This is a genomic window from Chelativorans sp. J32 (assembly GCF_000518985.1).
Lineage (GTDB): Bacteria > Pseudomonadota > Alphaproteobacteria > Rhizobiales > Rhizobiaceae > Chelativorans.
This window is the reverse complement of the sequence record NZ_JAEQ01000001.1, coordinates 375,257-389,904: the sequence shown is the minus strand read 5'-3', so window position 1 is coordinate 389,904 and position 14,648 is coordinate 375,257. Positions and strand designations below refer to the sequence as shown.

Genomic DNA, 14,648 nt, shown 5'->3' with positions numbered 1-14,648 from the left:
GGCGGAGCCTACGCCCAAGCAGCCGCCGCTGCAAGCGTGGTCCAAGCGATTAAGCCAGCGGCATCGCTTCCCTTTTGCTGCGGCGCACCCTAAGTTTCACCTCCGCAACGAACAGGAGATCGGGATCATGAGCGCCTACGCCCAAGCCTTGGATGCGCTGCGGCAATACCGCGAGGAGAACGAGAATTTCGACTTGCGCAAGGCTTTTACCCAGGATCCCGGCCGTTTCACGCGTTTTTCGGCGACGCTGGACGACATGCTTCTCGACTATTCCAAATGCGCCGTCACCGATGAGACGCTCGCGCTTCTCGAAAGCCTCGCTGAGGCGGCGGGCGTGGCGGAACGCCGCGAGGCGATGTTTTCCGGCGCTCGAATCAATGTGACGGAGAACCGGGCCGTGCTGCACACGGCGCTGCGGAACGATGCGAACCGGCCGGTGATGCTCGATGGCAGGGATGTGATGGCCGAGGTGGAGGGCGTGCTTGCCGCAATGAGCGCCTTTGCCGAAGGGATCCGCTCCGGCACGATCAAGGGTGCCACGGGTAAGCCCTTCACCGATGTGGTGAATATCGGCATAGGCGGCTCCGATCTTGGGCCGGTGATGGCGACGCTGGCGCTCGCGCCCTATCACGATGGGCCTCGACTCCACTACGTCTCCAATGTGGACGGCGCGCATATCCATGACACGCTGAAGGGCCTCGCCCCGGAGACGACGCTCTTCATCATCGCCTCCAAAACCTTCACCACGATCGAGACCATGACGAATGCGGGCACAGCCCGTGCCTGGATCGCCGGAAAACTGGGGCAGGACGCCGTCGGCGCGCATTTCTCGGCCGTCTCGACCGCGCTCGACAAGGTGGCGGCCTTCGGAATAGACGAGAACCGTGTCTTCGGCTTCTGGGATTGGGTGGGCGGTCGGTATTCGCTCTGGTCCGCCATCGGCCTGCCGATCATGATTGCGGTGGGGCCGGAGAACTTCCGCCGGTTCCTCGCCGGTGCCGAGGCGATGGACCGGCATTTCCGCGAGGCGCCGGCGCGCGAGAATCTGCCGATGATGCTGGGCCTTGTCGGCTTCTGGCATCGCGTGATCTGCGGCTATCCGGCGCGTGCCGTTATCCCCTATGATCAGCGGCTTGCACGGCTACCAGCCTATCTTCAGCAGCTCGATATGGAATCGAATGGCAAATGCGTCACGCTGGAGGGCGAGCCGGTCGCCACGCCGACCGGGCCACTCGTCTGGGGGGAGCCGGGCACCAACGGCCAGCATGCCTTCTTTCAGCTCCTGCATCAGGGCACGGATGTTATCCCCGTCGAATTCATGATCGCCGCAGAGGGGCATGAGCCGGAGCTGAAGCATCATCACGACCTGCTCATCGCCAATTGCCTTGCACAATCCGAGGCGCTGATGAAGGGCCGCACCTTGGAACAGGCGAAGGCACAGCTTCTGGCGAAGGGCATGAGCGAGGCGGAGGCGGAAAAGCTCGCGCCGCATCGCGTCTTCCCCGGAAACCGGCCGTCGCTCACGATCCTCTATGCGAAGCTAGACCCGTTCACCCTCGGCCGGCTGATAGCGCTCTACGAACACCGGGTGTTCGTGGAGGCGGCTCTCTTCCGCATCAATGCCTTCGACCAGTGGGGTGTGGAGCTCGGAAAGGAGCTCGCAACGGAACTCCTGCCGGTGGTGGAGGGCAAGGAGAGCGCGGCCGGACGTGACAGCTCCACGGCAGGCCTGGTGGGCCGGATTGCGGAATTGCAGCGCCGGCATTGAGCGCACACTCAACCAAGACAGTCGACCATCCAGAGCTGTGACGTTTCCTTTGGCCGCTCTTCAACACTCAAGGAATCTGCCCGGATGAGGCCTGCGATAATCACCTATGCTGCGCTCGGAATAGCGATCGCCTTGGAGGTCGTGGGCACGACCTTCCTGCAGAAATCGGAACAATTCACCAAGGTCCTGCCAACCGCGATCATGGCGGTCTGCTATCTGGCCGCGTTCTATTTTCTTTCCGTGGCGCTGAAGACCATTCCGGTCGGTTTGGCCTATGCGATCTGGAGCGGCCTCGGAATCGTCCTGATTTCGGCGATCGGCTATATCGTATTCCGCCAATCCTTGGATCTGGCGGCGATGGTTGGCTTAGGCTTCATCATCATCGGCGTGGTGATCGTCAACGTCTTCTCGCAATCCATCTCGCACTGAGAGGATCTGGGAGAGGCGGTCACCTGAGCTCCCGCCTCAGGATCTTCCCCACATTCGTCTTGGGCAGCTCGCTACGGAATTCCACGTGCCGCGGCCGCTTGTAGCCGGTCAGGTTCTCGCGGCAATAGGCGAGGATGTCCTTTTCGGTGAGGGATGGATCCTTCTTGACCACAAAGACCTTGGGCACCTCGCCGGAATGCTCGTCCGGCACGCCGATGGCAGCCACCTCCAGCACGCCGGGATGATGCGCCAGCACGTCCTCGATCTCGTTCGGATAGACGTTGAAGCCGGAGACCAGGATCATGTCCTTCTTGCGGTCGACGATCCTGATGTGCCCGGTCTCGTCCATGGTGCCCATATCACCTGTCTTGAGGAAGCCGTCCGGCATGATGACCTTTGCCGTCTCTTCGGGCTGGTTCCAGTAGCCGGGCATCACCTGCGGCCCACGGATGCAGATTTCGCCCACCTCGCCGAGTTTCACGTCACGTCCATTGTCGTCGCGGATCGCCACCTCGGTGGAGGGGAGCGGCAAACCGATGGTGCCGGTGAACTCGTCCCGGTCCAGGCGGTTGATCGTGGCCACGGGTGACGTCTCCGATAGGCCGTAGCCCTCCGAGATCGTATGGCCGGTCAGCGTCTTCCAACGTTCGGCCACCGAGCGTTGCACAGCCATGCCGCCGCCCAGGGTGAAGTGAAGATGCTCGAAATTCAGCTTCCGGAAGTCCTTGTTGTTGAGCAACGCATTGAACAGCGTGTTGAGGCCGATGAAAACATTGAAGGGATATTTGCCGACTTCCTTCACCAGCGCCGGAATGTCCCGCGGATTTGGGATCATGATGTTCTCGGCACCGAGCTTGATGCCCGTCATCGCGTTCACGGTCATTGCATAGATGTGGTAGAGCGGCAGGGCGCAGACGAAGACAAGCCGTTCCGGCTCCTTGCGCTCGCTGAGATAAGCCGTCCTGAGCCAGATCTCGCTCTGCATCACATTGGCGAGCACATTGCGATGAAGAAGTACCGCGCCTTTGGCAACCCCGGTGGTGCCCCCCGTATATTGCAGGAAGGCAATGTCATCGAGCGAGACTTCCGACTGGGAGAATCGAGCGGCAGCTCCCTGCCGCATCGCTTGCCGGAAGGTCGCATGACCGGGAATGCTCCATGCGGGCACAAGCTTCTTCACCCGGCGCACGACGAGGTTCACGACATGCCCCTTGATGCCCAGCATGTCACCCATCGAGGCGACAATCACGTGCTTCACATTCGTACCGCCGATGGCCGCCTGCAAAGCCTTCGCGAAATTCTCCAGGATCACGATCGCCTCGGCGCCGGAATCGTTGAGCTGTTGCTCAAGTTCGCGTGCGGTATAGAGCGGGTTCACATTCACGACGACATAGCCCGCGCGCAACACAGCCATAATGACGACCGGGTACTGCAACAGATTGGGCATCATGACGGCTATGCGCGCGCCCTTCTTCAGCCCTGTTGACTGCAGATAGGCGGCGAAGTCGCGGGAGGCCTTCTCCAGCTCTGCAAAACTGATCGACTTACCCATCGAGGTAAACGCCGGCCGGCTGCCGAAACGGCGGCAAGCCTCAAGCAGCATGTCGGCGATCGAATTATGGCGGAACGGCTCGATTTCGGCGGGAATGCCCTCGGGATAGCTCTTCAGCCAGGGCTTTGAAGCTGCGATATCCGCCGGATGTGAATCTGTTTTGGCCGCCTTGCTATTGGCGGAAGCCGTTTTGGTTCCGGACTTGCGCCCGGATTTCGATTTCGGCGCGCCCTTTTCCATGGCCGCTTTTTCCTGCGCGGCGGGTGCATTTTTCAACGCGCCGTTGCTGCCGGCGGCTGGTTTGTTAGAGGCGGTTCTTGTTGGACGCGACTTCTTCGGAGAGCTGGCTTTCTCCGTGGCGGCAACGGTCGCCGCAGGTGCTGCCGAGACAGGCGCGGCTTTCGCCTTCTTGCCAGAACTTGCGCTGCGCCTTCCCGCGCCCACCTGCGTCTTTGGCTGGTCGGCCGCGCGACGGATGGCCTTGTCCTTTGGTGCGGCCTTGCTGTCCGTCAGCTCTGCCGGGGCCCCGCCTCCCGCCACCGTGGCCGAGCCTTCAGATATTTGCTTCCTGCTCTTGACCGCTTTCACGGCAGCAGGCTCGTCCTTCCGTGTTCCGGCCTTCGCTTCCTGGCCGGGCGCCTTCGGCGGGTTCTTCTTAAGGCTCGAAGCCTTGCTTGCCCCGGTCTTCTTGGCAGCTCTGGCAACCGTTTTCACCGGCACTTCAGCGGCTCCCTTATCAGAGCCCGCAGCATCATCCTTTCGGCCACTGCCGATTTTCGCCAATTTTCCCTCCCTCGGATACCTCCCCTGGAATTCCGCAGCCGGGCGGCGCGAGCGAGCCCGGCACCCCACCCGATATTCCCATTATGGTACGGTCGTGCGGCAGGGCAAGAGGCGCATCACTGGCCGTATCCTTTATGCCCTTCCAGAAAGGCCAGCTCGTCCTGGGTGCTCTCGCGGCCAAGAGCCCGGTTTCGATGCGGGAACCGCCCGAAACGCTCTATGATGTCGCGGTGCTCGATCGCGTATCGCAGCGCCTCCTCGTTGCCGAGCGCCTTGAAGAGCATGACTGCATGCTCCTGGTCCGCCGAGACCTCCGAATGCATGAACGGCATGTACAGGAACTGTTTCTCACCCGGCGTGAGACCGTCATCGAAATTCCTGTCAAGCGCGTCGCGGGCGATCCGCAGCGCGAGATCGTCGGTCACGAAGGCGGCGGCCGTGCCGCGATACATGTTACGCGGGAACTGGTCAAACAGGATGACCGCCGCAAGCGCCGCCCGCTGATCCTTTATGGCTTTGTCGGGTAGGTTTGCCGCAAGGCGCTCATACAGAGCTCCGAAACGGTCCCGAATGGCCTGGTCGAGTTCCGGCGAAGAGTCGAACCATCGCTTCTCACCCACTTCCTCGAACCAGAAGGAAAGAATTTCCTCGATCCATTGATCGGTCATGAACTGCTCCCGGCGTCGTCTTTGCTTCCGTCGTGAAGCGCACGCCCCAATGTGGGGGCGAGAGGCGCCGACTGTCCACCTCTATTTGGCCACCACATCAAAAGTTGCACAATGAAAAGATTTGTAGGCCCAGGTTGCGGGGGTGTTTCCTTGGTCGGAGAACTTTGCTTATATGCGGCCCCAAGAGCCCCTGGGAACGGCTCGAAATAACACTGGGAGAACCCACATGAAAACCAAAATGATGTTCGCGGCAGCCCTGCTGGCCGCAACGACTTTGAGCGGCGCGGCGGGCGCGAAGACCTTCGTATATTGCTCGGAAGGCTCGCCTGAAGGATTCGACCCTGGCCTCTATACGGCCGGAACGACGTTCGATGCCGCAGCTCACACGGTCTACAACCGGCTGCTCGAATTCAAGCCGGGCACGACCGAAACCATCCCGGGGCTTGCCGAAAGCTGGGAGATTTCGGACGACGGCCTGCAGTATACTTTCAAGCTGCGGCCGGGCGTGAAGTTCCAGACCACGGATTTCTTCACCCCCACGCGCGACCTCAACGCCGATGACGTGATCTTCTCCTACGAGCGCCAGCTCAAGAGCGACAATCCCTGGCACCAATATGTCGCCGGCGCTTCCTGGGAATACTTCAACGGCATGGGCTTCCCGGAGCTTATCCAGTCGATCGAAAAGGTCGATGACATGACGGTGCGCTTCACGCTCAAGCAACCGGAAGCGCCGTTCCTGGCCAATGTGGCCATGCCCTTCGCATCGATCATTTCCAAAGAATATGCCGACAAGCTGGAAGCAGACGGGCAGATGCAGTTGCTCAACCAGCAGCCGCTGGGAACAGGCCCCTACGAATTCGTCGCCTACCAGCAGGACGCGGTCATCCGCTACCGGGCGCATGAGGATTACTGGAACGGCAAGCAGAAGATCGATGACCTCGTTTTCGCCATCACGCCGGACGCATCCGTACGCTATCAGAAGCTGAAGGCGGGCGAATGCCACCTCATGCCGTTCCCCAATGCGGCGGACGTGGAGGAGATGAAGGCCGATCCCAATCTGAAGGTGATGGAGCAGGAAGGCCTGAACGTCGCCTATCTGGCTTACAACACCCAGATGGCACCCTTCGACAAGCCCGAAGTGCGCAAGGCACTGAACATGGCGATCAACAAACAGGCGATCGTCGACGCAGTGTTCCAGGGCATGGCGACCCCCGCCAAGAATCCGATCCCGCCGACGATGTGGTCCTATAACGACTCCATCGAAGACGATCCGTACGATCCCGATGCAGCCAAGAAAATGCTCGAGGAAGCGGGCGTCAGCAATCTTTCCATGAAAGTGTGGGCGATGCCGGTGAGCCGGCCCTACATGCTGAACGCGCGCCGGGCGGCCGAACTGATCCAGTCCGACTTCCAGAAGATCGGCGTCAATGTCGAGATCGTCTCCTATGAGTGGGCGGAATATCTCCAGCGCTCGAGCGACGTGAAGCGCGACGGCGCGGTGATCCTCGGCTGGACGGGCGACAACGGCGACCCGGACAACTTCCTCCACACCCTGCTCGGCTGCGACGCTGTGGGCGGCAACAACCGCGCACAATGGTGCAACGAGGAGTTCAACAATCTCGTCATGCAGGCAAAGCAGGCCTCAGACCAGGCGGAACGCACGAAGCTTTACGAGCAGGCTCAGGTCGTCTTCAAGCGTGAAGCCCCTTGGGCGACGCTCGACCACTCGCTCTCGGTCGTGCCGATGCGCAAGGAAGTCGAGGGCTTCGTGCAGAGCCCGCTCGGCGACTTTGCCTTCGAGGGCGTTGACCTCGCCGAATAGAGATTCCATTCCGGGATATAGGGAGGCGCGCCGGGAAACCGGCGCGCTTCTTTGCAAATTTGAGTAGAATATGGCCGCCCTTGCGGCCTCCATGTTTAGTTCAGGAGATCGAAAGCGTATGTTCCGGTTCCTGCTCCGGCGGCTTGCGGTTCTCATCCCGACCTTCATCGGCGTGTCCATCATCGCCTTTGCCTTCATCCGTGTCTTGCCTGGTGATCCGGTGATGCTGATGTCCGGCGAACGCGTGATGTCGCCTGAGCGCCATGCAGCGCTCACCCATGAGCTCGGGTTCGACCGTCCGCTCTGGATTCAATATCTCGACTATATCGGCGGCGTCGTCCGTGGCGATTTCGGCAGTTCCATCGTCACAAAACGGCCGGTGCTGGACGATTTCCTCGCGCTCTTCCCCGCCACGCTCGAACTTTCGATTTGCGCCATAATCCTGGCGATCGTGATCGGTGTGCCGCTCGGCGTTCTGGCCGCGGTGAAACGGGGTTCCTGGCTCGACCAATCGGTCATGGGCTTCGCGCTTGTCGGCTATTCCATGCCAATCTTCTGGTGGGGGCTGCTGCTCATCATCTTCTTCTCGGGCGTGCTGCAATGGACGCCGGTATCGGGACGGATCTCACTCCTCTATTTCTTCCCTCCCGTTACAGGATTCATGCTGATCGACAGCCTCCTTTCCGGCCAGTCCGGGGCCTTCAAATCCGCACTCTCGCATCTGATCTTGCCGACCATCGTGCTCGCCACGATCCCGCTTGCCGTCATTGCGCGGCAAACCCGTTCGGCCATGCTCGAAGTGCTGGGAGAGGACTATGTGCGCACCGCGCGCGCCAAGGGCCTTCCGCCCCGACGCGTCATCGGACTCCATGCCCTGCGCAACGCGCTGATCCCGGTCGTCACCACGATCGGGTTGCAGGTGGGCGTTCTCATGGCGGGCGCTATTCTTACAGAGACGATCTTCTCCTGGCCGGGCATCGGCAAATGGATGGTGGATAGCGTGTTCCGGCGCGATTACGCCGTGGTGCAGGGAGGCCTACTGCTCATCGCAGCCATCATCATGGTCGTGAACCTGATCGTGGACGTGCTCTACGGTCTCATCAACCCGAGGATCAGGCACTGACATGGCTACCATGAACGTAAAAGAAGCTAATGCCGCGATCGGGTTGGAAGGTGGCCCGAGCGTGGATGCCAGCCGCCGCGCGAGATTTGCCGAGTTCTGGTACTATTTCCGCCAGAACCGCGGCGCGCTGGTCGGACTTGCGGTTTTCCTCCTCATCGTCGTGGTGGCGATCCTGGCACCAGTGATCGCGCCACACAGCCCCACCGCACAGGTGCGTGGCGCCTTCCTGGTGCCTCCCGTGTGGGAAGAAGGCGGCAGTTGGGAATACATCCTGGGCACGGACGCCGTCGGTCGGGATATCCTCTCCCGCTTGCTCTACGGAGCGCGTTTCTCCCTCTTCATCGGCGTGGTGGTGGTCACGTTGGCAGTGGTGGTGGGCGTGGTTGTCGGTCTTATCGCCGGCTATTTCCGTGGCGCGGTCGACACCGTCATCATGCGGCTGATGGACATCATTCTCGCCTTCCCGTCCCTGCTTCTCGCCCTGGTACTGGTCGCGGTGTTGGGACCGGGCCTGATGAACGCCATGATCGCCATCGCCCTGGTGCTGCAGCCGCATTTCGTGCGGCTTACGCGCGCGGCCGTGATGGCGGAAAAGACCAGGGACTATGTGACGGCTGCGAAGGTGGCGGGTGCAGGCCATTTCCGGCTGATGTTCAAGACCATCCTGCCGAACTGCACGGCGCCGCTGATCGTGCAGGCGACGCTCTCCTTTTCCAACGCGATCCTCGATGCAGCCGCCCTGGGCTTTCTCGGCATGGGAGCGCAACCTCCCACGCCCGAATGGGGCACCATGCTGGCCGAGGCCCGCGAGTTCATCCTGCGCGCCTGGTGGGTTGTCACCTTCCCGGGTCTTGCCATCCTCATCACGGTGCTCGCCATCAATCTCATGGGCGACGGTCTGCGCGACGCGCTCGACCCAAAACTGAAGAGGTCGTGAGCATGGCTTTGCTCGAAATCGAAAACCTGTCCGTCGAGTTCGAAACCGCGACCGGCAAGCTGCGCGCGGTGGACGGTATCTCGCTATCCGTGGATGAGGGAGAGGTGCTCGCCATTGTGGGCGAATCCGGTTCCGGCAAGTCGGTCTCCATGCTCGCCGTGATGGGGCTCCTGCCCTGGACGGCGACGGTAAAGGCGGACCGGATGACGTTCCAGGGACGAGACATACTCAACCTCTCGCCCAAGGACCGCAGGCGCATTATCGGCAACGATATCGCCATGATCTTCCAGGAGCCAATCGCAAGCCTCAATCCCTGCTTCACTGTCGGCTTCCAGATCGAAGAGACATTGAAGACGCACACGGATCTCAGCCGCAGCGAGCGGCGGAAGCGAACGATCGAACTGCTCAAATCCGTCGGCATCCCTGACCCGAAAGAGCGGATGAAGTCCTTCCCGCACCAGATGTCCGGGGGCCAGTCGCAGCGCGTGATGATCGCCATGGCCCTCGCCTGCAATCCGAAGCTGCTCATCGCGGACGAGCCGACGACGGCGCTCGATGTGACGATCCAGAAACAGATCCTGGATCTTCTGATGGACCTGCAGGCCAGGACCGGCATGGCAATGATCCTCATCACCCACGATATGGGCGTGGTGGCTGAGACTGCCGATCGCGTGATCGTGCAGTACAAGGGGCGCAAAATGGAAGAGGCGGACGTGCTCTCGCTGTTCGAGGCACCGAAACATGCCTACACGAAGGCGCTGCTCTCCGCCCTTCCGGAGAATGCGGTGGGGGACCGCCTGCCGACCGTTTCCGACTTCGCACTGGAAGAAGCGCCATATACGGGAGCGGTCTCATGAGCGAAATCGTTCTCGAAACGCGCAATCTCGTGCGTGACTATGAGGTCGGCGGGGGGCTCTTCCGCAAGGGCCATGTCGTCCATGCCGTCAAGGGCGTGAGCTTCAAGCTGCAGAAAGGCAAGACGCTCGCCATCGTCGGCGAAAGCGGCTCCGGCAAGTCCACGCTTGCCCGCATGATCACCATGATCGACGCACCGACCTCCGGCCAGATCTTCATGGATGGCGAGGAAGTGGACATCGTGAAAAAGGGACTGACACCAGAGCTGCGCCGAAAAGTGCAGATCGTGTTCCAGAATCCCTATGGGTCGCTCAACCCGCGCCAGAAGATCGGCGACGTGCTGATGGAGCCGCTCATCATCAATTCGGGTATCCCCGCTTCCGAGCGGCGCGACCGGGCAATGGCCATGCTTAAGAAGGTCGGGCTCGGGACGGAACACTTCAACCGCTACCCGCATATGTTCTCCGGCGGCCAGCGGCAGCGCATCGCGATCGCCCGCGCCCTGATGCTCAATCCGCGCCTTCTGGTGCTGGATGAGCCGGTCTCCGCCCTGGACCTCTCCGTCCAGGCGCAGGTTTTGAACCTGCTTGCGGATCTGCAGGATGAGTTCGGCCTCACCTATGTCTTCATCAGCCACGACCTCTCGGTGGTGCGCTACATCGCGGACGAGGTGATGGTGATGTATCTGGGCGAAGCGGTCGAATATGGCACGCGCGACGAGGTCTTCTCCGACCCGAAGCATGCCTATACCAAGACGCTCTTCGCCGCTACGCCGCGCGCCGATCCCGAGGCCATTCGCGCCCGCCTCGCACGGCGAGCGGAACGGAAGCGATCACCCCTACAAGCGTAAAGTTCTGCAGGAAGCGCCTGGCACACCAGCCCGAAAACGGAATCGGTTTTCGGGCTGGTGCGGCCGCTTCAATAACTGAAACATAGGTTGCGCTCCCAAGAGGCGCTCAACGCTGTCGCGAATCCAAGTTCCGCGTCACACAGGGCGCGGATCATGGCATTAGACCAAAGTCATAGTTCCAAAGTCTCGGTGCATTTGCGGCTCCGACTCTGGCATTTCTTGCAAGGGTAAACGGCGCTCGCGGAGGACATGCTCGCGTCGCTTTCCATACTTGGGAGGACACCATGGCAGTTGCATCGACGGTCGACACCGGCCATCGCGGGATGACGCGCGAGGAGAAGAAGGTCATCTTCGCCTCGTCGCTCGGCACCGTGTTCGAATGGTACGACTTCTATCTCTACGGTTCGCTCGCCGTCTTCATCGGCGCTACCTTCTTCAGCCAATATCCGGAGGCAACGCGCAACATCTTCGCGCTGCTCGCCTTTGCGGCAGGCTTTCTGGTGCGCCCCTTCGGGGCATTGGTCTTCGGCCGCATCGGCGATCTCGTCGGGCGCAAATACACCTTCCTGATCACCATCCTGATCATGGGTCTGTCGACGTTCCTAGTCGGCCTGTTGCCGGGCTCTGCCTCGATCGGCATCGTGGCACCGATCATCCTTATCGCGCTGCGTATGCTGCAAGGCCTCGCCCTTGGCGGCGAATATGGCGGCGCCGCAACCTATGTGGCCGAACATGCGCCCGACAACAGACGCGGTTATTACACGTCCTGGATCCAGACCACGGCGACGCTCGGCCTCTTCCTTTCGCTTATCGTAATCCTGCTGGTGCAGGTTTCGATGGGCCGGGAGGCTTTTGCCGCATGGGGCTGGCGCATACCCTTCCTGCTCTCCTTCATCCTGCTGGGCATCTCCGTATGGATCCGGCTTTCGCTCAATGAATCGCCGACCTTCCAGCGGATGAAAGAAGAGGGCAAGGGCTCAAAGGCACCTCTTTCGGAAGCCTTCGGCCAGTGGAAGAATGCGAAGATCGCATTGCTTGCCTTGCTCGGTCTGACCGCGGGCCAGGCGGTGGTCTGGTACAATGGCCAGTTCTACGCGCTGTTCTTCCTGCAGAACGTGCTCAAAGTCGATGCACAGTCCGTCAATATCATGATTGCCATCGCCCTGGCGCTGGGCACGCCCTTCTTCGTCCTTTTCGGCTGGCTGTCCGATAAGGTGGGCCGGAAAGTGATCATCATGGCGGGTCTCGCACTTGCCATCGTCACCTATTTCCCGCTGTTCAAGGCGCTGACCTGGGCCGCCAACCCGGCGCTCGCCGAAGCCCAGGCACAGGTGCGGGCGACCGTCACCGCCGCGCCGGGCGACTGTAAGTTCCAGTTCAACCCCACCGGCACGGCTAAGTTCACAACATCCTGCGACATCGCGACCTCGTTCCTGACGCGTGCTTCCGTGCCCTATGACGTGAACCTGACGGCAGCGCCGGGAACGCCGGCCACGGTGAAGATTGGAGATACCACGATCGAATCTTATGATTCGATTGCCGCAGGTGCCGACGCGAAGGCGAAGGACGCTGCCTTCTCGCACTCCGTCAACCTGGCTCTGCAGCAAGCGGGCTATCCGTTGGCGCGCGATCCGGCAAAGGTGGCGGAGCCGAAGCTCGATGCCTTTATCGCGGCCAATCCGGAACTCAACCTCGACGCAGCCGCCATCCGCGGCGGGGAGAGCACGATGGTGCCGGCCGAACAGGCGGTGAAGGACGGGCTCCTGACCGCTGACGAAGCGACCGCCGCGGGCAGCGAGGTACCGGTCTATACCATACCGGACGCGGGCGCGTTCAAAATGGTGGCGGACCCGGAAGAGGTGAGCTGGCCGCTGGTGATCCTCATCCTGCTGGTGCTCGTCATATACGTGACCATGGTCTATGGCCCAATCGCCGCCATCCTGGTCGAGATGTTCCCGACCCGCATCCGCTACACCGGAATGTCGCTGCCTTACCACATCGGCAATGGCTGGTTCGGCGGTCTGTTGCCGGCAACTGTGTTCGCCATGAGCGCCTACAAAGGCGACATCTATTTCGGGCTCTGGTACCCGGTCGCGATTGCGGCGATGTCGCTTGTTATCGGCACGCTCTTCGTGCGGGATACCCTGGGCACAAATCTGAACACCAAGGAGTAAGTCCCCCTCCTTCCCTGCTTTAGCCCGGCGCGATGCGCCGGGCTTTTTGCTGCCAAGGGGGCCGTCAAGCGTTTGCTGCAAAGGGGACCGTCTGCGCTGGCGGGACAGGCTCCTCAGCCGCGTCCGAAGAAATCAAGCTTGCCCAGCGGCACGCCCTTGTGCCGCAAGATCCCGTAAGCCGTGGTTACGTGGAAATAGAAGTTGGGCAATGCGAAACCGAGCAGGTAATCCTTCCCCCTGAAGGTGGTCGAGAAATGCTGCGTCTTCAGCGTCACCTCGATATCCTCGCCCGCATTGATCGCATCGGACGGCACCCCTTTCAGGAAATCCACGGTCCTTGCGATCCGCTCCTGAAGCTCTCCGAAGCTTGCTTCCGTGTCCGGCATCGGAACGGCTTCGATCTGAGCGACCCGAACGGCAGCGAAACGCGCAGTATCGCTCGCGCGCTGGACCTGAGCCGTCAGTGGCGCCATGTCTGGAAAGAGGCGCGCGTCGAGCAGTTCGGAATGGGGGATCCCTTTCTCATCGGCGAAGGCGCGGCCTTTGTCGAGGAATTTCGAGAAGTGACCGAAGGTGCGAATGAAGACGGGGATGCTGACGTCGTAAAGCGACACTGGCATGAGATTTTCCTTTGAGATGGGAGTAACCGGCCCGGATGAGCGAACCATATCTCCGGGCCCGGCGCAGTCAATTGCGGCGGCAAATCCTGCTGACATGCGCCGTCACCATCGCATTCGCATAGAAAAGGGGCCAGCAGGCCCCTTTGTCCAAACTCAGCTTCGATCCTGCTCAGCCGTTTGCCGCCTGCACAGCCCGCTTTGCCATGACGACGATAAGATTGGCGCGGTATTCGGCCGAGGCGTGGATGTCCGACATCAATCCGTCCGCGGGCATGGCGATGCCGTCGAGCACGGAAGGCTCGAAGGAGCGGGAAAGCGCATTCTCGATAGCCGTAGCGCGGAAGACGCCGTCCTCGCCCGCTCCGGTCACCGCGACGCGCACGCCTTCCGGACGCTTGGCCACGAAGACGCCGGTAAGCGCGTAGCGGGACGCCGGGTTCGGAAATTTCGCGTATCCAGCCTTCTCCGGCGCGGTGAAGGACACCGCCGTCACAATCTCGTCCTCGTCCAAGGCCGTACCGAAAAGGCCGGTAAAGAATTCGTCAGCCGAAAGGGCACGCTTGCTGGTGTGAATCATGGCATTGAGCGCCAACATGGCGGAGGGATAGTCCGCGGCCGGATCATTGTTGGAGATAGACCCGCCGATCGTTCCCATATGCCGTACATGCGGGTCACCGATATGGCCGGCCAGGTAGCAAATTGCGGGGCAGACGGCGGCAAGCCCGCTATGATTGGCTACCTCCTCATGGGTGGTTCCGGCTCCGATTCGCACATCCCGCCCACTCACGGTGATGCCCTTCAGCTCAGCAATATGCCTGAGATCAATGACATCGGAAGGTGCGGCGAGCCTCTGTTTCATGGTGGGTATGAGGGTCTGGCCTCCGCCGAGGAACTTTCCATCGGCGGCTTCGCCCAGCATCCTTACAGCCTCGGCGACCGAGGAAGGACGGTGATAGGTGGTTTGATACATTGGGTTCTCCTCTTAGAGGTGAATTACATGGTCAATGGTGACCGGTGAATGGAAATCCGGTTGACGGCACCAACCACTGTCGCCCGGATTTCCAGCC

12 protein-coding genes are annotated in these 14,648 nt (G+C 61.1%); 8 read left to right on the top strand and 4 right to left on the bottom strand.

The genetic code is table 11. From position 1 onward, the window contains the following. Positions 1 to 127 precede the first annotated feature (127 nt). Both pgi and CHEJ32_RS0101900 read left to right on the top strand, forming a co-directional pair. Positions 128 to 1,768, top strand: coding sequence for a glucose-6-phosphate isomerase (pgi, locus tag CHEJ32_RS0101905; protein ID WP_028032326.1), 1,641 nt, complete (start codon positions 128 to 130; stop codon positions 1,766 to 1,768). 84 nt (positions 1,769 to 1,852) lie between these two features. Then, positions 1,853 to 2,197 (top strand): multidrug efflux SMR transporter, encoded by a 345-nt coding sequence (locus tag CHEJ32_RS0101900; protein ID WP_028032325.1) that lies wholly within the window; start codon positions 1,853 to 1,855, stop codon positions 2,195 to 2,197. Positions 2,198 to 2,216: 19 nt separating this feature from the next. Here the strand turns inward: CHEJ32_RS0101900 and CHEJ32_RS0101895 are convergent, their stop codons facing one another. Next, entirely contained in the window at positions 2,217 to 4,469 is a 2,253-nt protein-coding gene (locus tag CHEJ32_RS0101895) for a long-chain-fatty-acid--CoA ligase (protein WP_305803851.1), read from the bottom strand. Positions 4,470 to 4,648: 179 nt separating this feature from the next. Beyond that, complete coding sequence (locus tag CHEJ32_RS0101890) at positions 4,649 to 5,200, bottom strand: DUF924 family protein (protein WP_028032323.1); 552 nt, start codon at positions 5,198 to 5,200, stop codon at positions 4,649 to 4,651. 226 nt (positions 5,201 to 5,426) lie between these two features. On the opposite strand from CHEJ32_RS0101890, the gene CHEJ32_RS0101885 reads away from it, so the two are divergent. The 6 genes from CHEJ32_RS0101885 to CHEJ32_RS0101860 all read left to right on the top strand — a co-directional run bounded on the left by CHEJ32_RS0101885 (position 5,427) and on the right by CHEJ32_RS0101860 (position 12,961). Continuing rightward, positions 5,427 to 7,022, top strand: a complete 1,596-nt coding sequence (locus CHEJ32_RS0101885) for an ABC transporter substrate-binding protein (RefSeq protein WP_028032322.1) — start codon at positions 5,427 to 5,429, stop codon at positions 7,020 to 7,022. Positions 7,023 to 7,140: 118 nt separating this feature from the next. Further along, positions 7,141 to 8,145 carry an ABC transporter permease subunit gene (locus CHEJ32_RS0101880; RefSeq protein ID WP_028032321.1) on the top strand — a complete coding sequence of 335 codons (1,005 nt, stop codon included), beginning with the start codon at positions 7,141 to 7,143 and terminating at the stop codon, positions 8,143 to 8,145. Positions 8,146 to 8,155: 10 nt separating this feature from the next. Next, positions 8,156 to 9,082 (top strand): ABC transporter permease subunit, encoded by a 927-nt coding sequence (locus CHEJ32_RS0101875; RefSeq protein ID WP_051469394.1) that lies wholly within the window; start codon positions 8,156 to 8,158, stop codon positions 9,080 to 9,082. 2 nt (positions 9,083 to 9,084) lie between these two features. Continuing rightward, entirely contained in the window at positions 9,085 to 9,939 is an 855-nt protein-coding gene (locus CHEJ32_RS23670) for an ABC transporter ATP-binding protein (RefSeq protein WP_084032642.1), read from the top strand. Beyond that, positions 9,936 to 10,787: an ABC transporter ATP-binding protein gene (locus CHEJ32_RS0101865; protein ID WP_028032319.1), complete on the top strand. Its 852-nt coding sequence runs from the start codon at positions 9,936 to 9,938 to the stop codon at positions 10,785 to 10,787. Before CHEJ32_RS23670 ends, CHEJ32_RS0101865 begins: the two co-directional genes overlap by 4 nt. A gap of 284 nt (positions 10,788 to 11,071) precedes the next feature. Then, on the top strand, positions 11,072 to 12,961 hold the full coding sequence (locus CHEJ32_RS0101860; protein WP_028032318.1) for an MFS transporter: 1,890 nt from the start codon (positions 11,072 to 11,074) through the stop codon (positions 12,959 to 12,961). Positions 12,962 to 13,074: 113 nt separating this feature from the next. Here CHEJ32_RS0101860 and CHEJ32_RS0101855 read toward each other — a convergent pair whose 3' ends face one another. Beyond that, positions 13,075 to 13,581, bottom strand: coding sequence for a DUF1993 family protein (locus CHEJ32_RS0101855; RefSeq protein ID WP_028032317.1), 507 nt, complete (start codon positions 13,579 to 13,581; stop codon positions 13,075 to 13,077). A 169-nt stretch (positions 13,582 to 13,750) separates the two neighbouring features. After that, complete coding sequence (locus CHEJ32_RS0101850; RefSeq protein ID WP_028032316.1) at positions 13,751 to 14,551, bottom strand: xanthine dehydrogenase family protein subunit M; 801 nt, start codon at positions 14,549 to 14,551, stop codon at positions 13,751 to 13,753. Positions 14,552 to 14,648 lie beyond the last annotated feature (97 nt).